The sequence below is a fragment of the Bacillus sp. ABA4_010 genome (assembly GCF_056159105.1).
Genome location: NZ_JBSWUN010000004.1, coordinates 477,279 through 483,762, shown reverse-complemented (window position 1 = coordinate 483,762; position 6,484 = coordinate 477,279). Strand labels below are relative to the sequence as shown.

Annotated in this window: 8 protein-coding genes and 1 riboswitch; of the genes, 3 read left to right on the top strand and 5 right to left on the bottom strand. The window is 39.9% G+C overall.

Features of this window, described 5'->3' with window-relative positions; translation table 11 throughout:
* The first annotated feature begins 253 nt into the window (after window positions 1-253).
* Window positions 254-356, top strand: a riboswitch (TPP riboswitch).
* An 80-nt stretch (window positions 357-436) separates the two neighbouring features.
* From thiT to ACXAEO_RS21965, 3 genes are all read left to right on the top strand, one after another.
* The gene (gene thiT, locus ACXAEO_RS21975; RefSeq protein ID WP_474885086.1) at window positions 437-1,018 is read left to right on the top strand and encodes an energy-coupled thiamine transporter ThiT; all 582 of its coding nucleotides are present in this window, start codon (window positions 437-439) and stop codon (window positions 1,016-1,018) included.
* 250 nt (window positions 1,019-1,268) lie between these two features.
* Window positions 1,269-1,460 carry a hypothetical protein gene (locus tag ACXAEO_RS21970; protein ID WP_474885084.1) on the top strand — a complete coding sequence of 64 codons (192 nt, stop codon included), beginning with the start codon at window positions 1,269-1,271 and terminating at the stop codon, window positions 1,458-1,460.
* Between the two features lie 208 nt (window positions 1,461-1,668).
* Window positions 1,669-2,352, top strand: a complete 684-nt coding sequence (locus ACXAEO_RS21965; RefSeq protein WP_474885138.1) for an MgtC/SapB family protein — start codon at window positions 1,669-1,671, stop codon at window positions 2,350-2,352.
* Between the two features lie 71 nt (window positions 2,353-2,423).
* On the opposite strand, the gene ACXAEO_RS21960 is transcribed toward ACXAEO_RS21965, so the two are convergent.
* From ACXAEO_RS21960 to ACXAEO_RS21940, 5 genes are read right to left on the bottom strand one after another with little or no spacing between them, the layout of a single operon-like run.
* Entirely contained in the window at window positions 2,424-3,035 is a 612-nt protein-coding gene (locus ACXAEO_RS21960) for an NAD(P)-binding protein (RefSeq protein WP_474885082.1), read from the bottom strand.
* A gap of 2 nt (window positions 3,036-3,037) precedes the next feature.
* Complete coding sequence (locus ACXAEO_RS21955; protein WP_474885080.1) at window positions 3,038-3,796, bottom strand: sirohydrochlorin chelatase; 759 nt, start codon at window positions 3,794-3,796, stop codon at window positions 3,038-3,040.
* A gap of 16 nt (window positions 3,797-3,812) precedes the next feature.
* Complete coding sequence (gene cobA / locus ACXAEO_RS21950) at window positions 3,813-4,598, bottom strand: uroporphyrinogen-III C-methyltransferase (RefSeq protein ID WP_474885078.1); 786 nt, start codon at window positions 4,596-4,598, stop codon at window positions 3,813-3,815.
* 14 nt (window positions 4,599-4,612) lie between these two features.
* Window positions 4,613-4,837 (bottom strand): DUF3906 family protein, encoded by a 225-nt coding sequence (locus ACXAEO_RS21945; RefSeq protein ID WP_474885077.1) that lies wholly within the window; start codon window positions 4,835-4,837, stop codon window positions 4,613-4,615.
* Window positions 4,838-4,852: 15 nt separating this feature from the next.
* Window positions 4,853-6,481: a nitrite/sulfite reductase gene (locus tag ACXAEO_RS21940; RefSeq protein ID WP_474885076.1), complete on the bottom strand. Its 1,629-nt coding sequence runs from the start codon at window positions 6,479-6,481 to the stop codon at window positions 4,853-4,855.
* Window positions 6,482-6,484 lie beyond the last annotated feature (3 nt).

Sequence of the window (6,484 nt, the reverse complement as noted above, 5' to 3'; positions counted from 1 at the left end):
TCGTCGCTCGTAAGCGACTTTCTTAATTTAACAAAATGTTTTTTGTTTGTCAAGAACATTTTTGTTTTTTGTCGTCTTCATCAATATTGCGAATCAATTTCGGCGACGGATATAAATATAACATGTTCATTTTAAGAACACAATAGTTTTTTTAAAAAATAATTAAACAAATTATCACTGTTCATATTTAAAGTTGTTGTTTCCTTCTCATTTATGTATAGTTTACATATACATAAAATAAATAGCGATGTAATAAATCCACAGGGGGAGCCAATTGGCTGAGAGTGAACACTTACGTTCTAACCCTTTGAACCTGTTAGATTATGCTAGTGTAGGGATGGTGGGCTGTAAACTTTTAAGGATCAAGCAATGCAGACCCCGTTTCCGACCTGCATTGCTTTTTTATGTTCATTATTAACTTGTGAGGAGATTTTCTATGCAAAGAAAAAAGAACTTATTAATTGTTGAAGTAGGAATTTTTAGTGCACTGGCCTTTCTGTTAGACTTGTTAGCAAACATGTTGCAATTAAAAATTTGGCCACAAGGCGGTTCTATTTCTATCGCAATGGTACCAATCTTCATTATTGCTTTTCGCTGGGGAGTTAAAGGGGGAGTCGCAGCAGGTTTCATGTTAGGGTTGCTACAAATTGTAACAGGACAAGCCTTTATCGCTCATCCAGTACAAGGTTTTATTGATTACATCCTTGCTTTTACTGTACTGGGACTTGCCGGCATCATGTCTACTTCTATTACGAAAGGAATTAGAAGTAACGAAAAACGTAAAGTATTGTTATATATCACGGCAGGCGCTTTTATAGGCAGCGGCCTCCGTTACCTATGCCACACGGCAGCAGGTGTTGTTTTTTTCGCTGAATATGCACCAGAAGGAACACCGGCCCTTTTATATTCTCTTGTTTATAATGGTACTTATATGCTTCCAGGGTTTATCTTCAGTGCAATTATTACTTATTTAGTTATTCGCTCTACCAAACAAAGATTCTTCAATAGCCAGTCCTGAACTGGATATCTATTATAAAGAGAGAATCACCCCCTTTCCAGCAAATAGCTTCCTTCTATATTTTTAACAAAATGGGCCGGAACGAAAGCTTCGTACCGGCCCATTTTGTGTTACTACCAAAAAAGTGCTTTTCCTCTTTATCAAATAGTATGTTCCATTTTAACCTATCATTAACTTTCTATCATATCTTCTTCATCCAAAACATAGATTCTATTATCACTCCCATTATGGATAACAGGAGGTTCACACCGTGCTTGAGATTGTTGAATTTACGATGTATATGTCGCTTTGTATGGCTGTCTTTTTAATCTATTACGCTTACTGGGAAGGAATAAAGATTGCCAATAAAAATGATCGGGTCAACGGTTTTCCCTTTCTGTTTATGTCAATATCCGGCTTTATTTTTGCTTTATTCGCTTCGTATTTCCATCACTTAATCTAAGCATTACCTCTATCAGGGGGATCCCCCCTGTTATCCCCCTTAATTAACTTTTCTCTCCCGCTTTGCCCCCTAACATATACCACCTCTCTCACCAAACTCTTTCGGTTCACTCACCTCTTCTACATATTTTTATCGTTTTCTCATATAATGGAGAGAATAAGTTTTTATTATCTACTCACATAATTGGCATTCAGAATGAAGACAGGTGATGACGATCGAACAGCATGTACTGATAAAATTAGGGATTTCTGCTATTTTAGGTCTTATTATCGGGTTAGAACGAGAGTTAAAACATAAACCAGTCGGCCTTAAAACATCTTTAGTTATTTGCATCGTCAGCTGTTTGCTGACAACTGTATCCATTGAGTCCGCTTATCTTTTCGAAAAAACAGAACAAATTACGATGGATCCACTCCGTTTAGCTGCTCAAATTGTTTCTGGGATTGGTTTTTTAGGCGCAGGCGTCATTCTTCGGCGAGGAAATGATAGCATTTCAGGTTTAACGACAGCCGCCATGATTTGGGGAGCGGCTGGCATCGGCATTACGGTCGGAGCAGGCTTTTTTATAGAAGCAATTAGCGGCGTCGTACTACTCATTATTAGTGTAGAATTTTTGCCCTTTATTGTAAGACTTTGCGGACCTAAGAAACTTCGCGAAAAAGAGATTTTACTTCAACTTAAAGTGTCCGAACATCATCACCTTACAGATATCATCAGTGATATTAAGAAAAGCAAAGCAAAATTAACGCATATTCGCATCAAAGATTTAGAAACAAATGAACAGTTTATTCAACTTAAACTAATGGTCCCACAGAAAAAACCTACAACAGAGGTATATTATGAAGTTCGTAAAATTGACGGCGTCCGTAGTATAGAAATTGAAAATCTATAAAACCTTCCCCTATCTAAAATAAAAACTAGAAAACGCAGCATGACCATTCAATGATCATGCTGCGTCCCTTACTATTCATGTGATTTTTCAATCTTCCGCAGAAAATTCAAACGTAATTCCGGTTGTTCAAGATAGGAGGAATGGACACATTCCTTTAACAGCTGTAGCTGCACTTCTTTCCTTAAAGAGCCTTGCTGGATGAGCTCACGACATTCTTTTAAAAATGACACATAGTCTCCAAACGATTCGTCATACTGCTCGCTTAATTCCTTTTTAATGCACTTCGTTAAAGATGGACTTGCTCCATTTGTAGAAATAGCAATAGAAAGGTCTCCTCTTTTAATGTGCGCTGGTATGACGACATTTCCTCTTTGTGGATCTCCAGCAGCGTTCACCAACTGCCAAGGTTGAGCCCATTCAGTAATCTGCTGGTTAATATCCGCATCATTTGTAGCTACCACAATTAAGAAAGCTTCCTTTATGTCGGTTTGCTCAATAGGCTTGTGCCGTAATTCGATTCTTCCCTCTTCTGCCCATTTCATAATTTTCTCCGTAAAAGTCAAAGACACAACTTGAATACGCGCACCTGTATCCATGAGAGAAGAAAGTTTACGCGTCGCAACCTTCCCTCCCCCTGCTACTAGCACTTTTCGGGCTGTTAAATTTAACATAACTGGATACATATTCAGTTAGCCCTCTTTTCTACGGACGACTGAAATAATTCTTCTACCCGCTCTACTAATACATCGTTTAAATGCGGATGATATTCTAAATAGTGACTCAAAATAAAGTTGGATTCACTCTGTTCCTCTACTTCTCGAACGGCCTTTTCAATTCTCTTCATTAATAAACCCGTAAAGAGCAAATAAGGCAGGATGAAAATATTTGAGTAAGAGGCAGTTTTCACCTTCTCCAAGACATCTTCTAAAATTGGCTCCGCAGCCGTCAAGAAACAAACTTCTATATGCCCAAGTCCATGCCGCTTCTTCAATAATTGAGCAATCGACTCTAAATCTCTTTTTACATCAGGATCACTACTGCCGCGCCCGACCAGTAACACAAATGAATGCTCATCAATCGGCACGTTCGTTTCGATTAATCTCTCATATAAAATTTCCGTGATACGTTCATGCACACCAAACGGACGCCCGTATACGATATTCACGTCCGGATATTGGCGTTGCAATTTATTCAACACCTCAGGGATATCTTCTTTGGCATGAGCAGCCGTCAATAATAGCACTGGAACAGCATATACAGTTGTCGCACCTTGCTCGATACACCGCTTGAAGCCTTGCTCAATTGACGGTTCCGCCAATTCAAGAAAAGACACTTCCTGAATAGAAACAGGAATTCTTTCCATGCATCCCTTTACAAAGGTAATCGCTTGTTCACTAGCCCTTTTGACGCGGCTTCCATGACAAATGTACAATACAGCTTCCATCTCAACCGCTCCCTTCTCAAAAGGCTTCTTTTACGTATGCTTCGTACGACTTATCCTGCTCTGCTTTTTCAAACCAACGGAGCTTCTCTCTCAACTTAACAACTTCTCCAACAATAATCATACTCGGGTTTTCTACTTTTTCTTTCTGTACAATCTCCACAATGTTATCTAATGTTCCTGTTATCGTACGCTGCTCTTTATATGTCCCCCAATGAACGAGCGCGACTGGGGTACTTTCACTTTTACCGTTTTTAATTAATTGTTCACAAATATACGAAAGGTTCCCCACCCCCATATAAATGGCAAGTGTATCTACTCCTTTAGCTAGATGACTCCATTGAATATCATCTTCCCCATTCCCTTTTCGATGACCAGTCACAACTGCAAAACTAGCGCCATGCTCTCGATGAGTAATAGGAATGCCTGCATAAGCCGGCGCGGCAATCCCCGCTGTAATCCCAGGAATAATTTCAAACGGGATATTATTTTTAGCGAGTGCTTCTGCCTCTTCTCCACCACGGCCAAATACAAACGGGTCGCCCCCTTTCAGCCTTGTCACGACCTTACCTTTTTTAGCAAACTTGACTAAGAAATTGTTGATGGTTTCTTGTTTCATCGTATGGTAGTTCGGCAGCTTCCCACAATAAATTAAATCTGCCCCTTGCTTTGCATACTCTAATAGCTCATTATTAATCAACCGGTCATACAAAATGACATCCGCTTCCTGAATGCACTTCAAACCTTTCACTGTAATTAAATCTGGGTCGCCGGGTCCAGCGCCGACTAAGTATACCTTTCCCATTCCGATTCCCCCTCTTATGCGCCGCCTATATCATTTTCTTTTTCGTACAGGACAAAACCCGTCCCTTTTCCAAGTCGCTTCTTTTCATATAAAATGACTTCTTCCACGTCAGGCAATTTCAAAAAATATTTTTCTAATTCTACATCTACAAGCTCAAACGCGGTATCGTCATTATCCGCAGCAATAATAACGGGGATAACCTCCGATTTTGTCACAACTTCAAAACGGTATAAATTCATTTCCGTTCACCTTTCTCACGAAACTTTCGCATCAATTTCTGTTAAAATCCGATCAAGTTCCGCTTGTAATGGCTCGAGTCCGCTTCTTTGTACAAAATCATAGAATGATTCGCCAAGGAGCTTTTCTTGCTGAAAATATAAAAGTAAATCTTTCAATACTTCCGGCAACACTTCACCACTTACTTTTCCTTTTAACTTTTCATTGAATTTTCCGCCTGCATGCAGCGTTCCACCCACATAGATTTCAAACGCTTCAACCATTTTCTTGTCTTTCGTTTTCATTTTAATCCCCTGCAGGCCAATATCCGCAATTTGACGCTGTCCACACGAGTTCGGGCAGCCGACCATATGGAACCGAACTGGAACATCTAACGAAATTTCTTCATCAAGCCATTCTGCTATTCTTCTCATCCGTTCTTTCGTTTCCACAAGGGCTAGGTTGCAGTACTCAATTCCAGTACAGGACACAGAATAACCAATAAATGAATTCGGATTCGCTGTAATACGTTCAAAAATTTTCTGTTGCAACAACTCTTCTACGTGATGATCTGGAACATTTGGAATAATGAGGTTCTGAGAGTTACATGTTCGGATTTCTCCATTTCCGTATTGAGCAGAAATTCTCGCCAATTCGAATACTTCATCCGCACTTAAACGCCCTACTGGCACATTAAACCCAATATAGTTCAACCCTTTTTGCTTCTGCGGGTGAACGCCATAGAAATAACCGGCATTCCACTCTTTCACCGGCTCTTCTCCTTTTGTTGGAAGCGGACCTGTGTATTCTAATAGCTTTTCTTTAAATCTCTCTACACCCCAGTCTGCCATTAAAAACTTAAGGCGTGCTAAATGACGCTTCTCACGATACCCATAATCACGGAAAATCGTCGTAATGGCAATCGCCACTTCTTTTACTTGCTCTGGCTTCACGAACACATCAAGCGTTTGAGCTAAGAAAGGACGAGCGGATAACCCACCTCCAACCTTTACATGGAAACCGACTGTCTTTACACCATCTAACTCTTTAACAGCTGGCGTAAAGGAGACACAGTTAATTTCTGCATTTGACGCATTGCGAACATTCGCGCTGATGGACATTTTATATTTTCGCGGTAAGTTTGAGAAATCTTCGTTCATTTGAAAAAAGTCATACACTTCTTTCACAATTGGAGCGGTATCAAACAGTTCATCTGGATCAAGACCGGCTAACGGATTTCCAACGATTGTACGCGTGATGTCACCACATGCACCCGCGGATGATAAACCTACTCGTTCTAAACGGTTCAAAATATCAGGAATATTTTCAATTTGAAGCCAATGGAACTGAATCGCTTGGCGCGTTGTAATGTCATACACTCCTCTTCCATAATCTCTGGCAATTTCAGCTAATGCGACCACTTGCTCATTAGACAAAATACCTGAAGGAACGTTGACACGCATCATAAAATATCCGTCTTCTTTTGGACGCTGGAGATAAAGGCCTGCCCATTTGAATAAATCCCAATCTTCTTTCGGAATGGAATCAAATCCATGTTCCGCATAGTAAGGGATATCATCAAAAATCTTCAATCCATCTTTTTCTAACTTCTTTTTTTCTGTTGCGTTCACATTCGGATTATCCGCCCAATTCTTCACATAACTCATCCA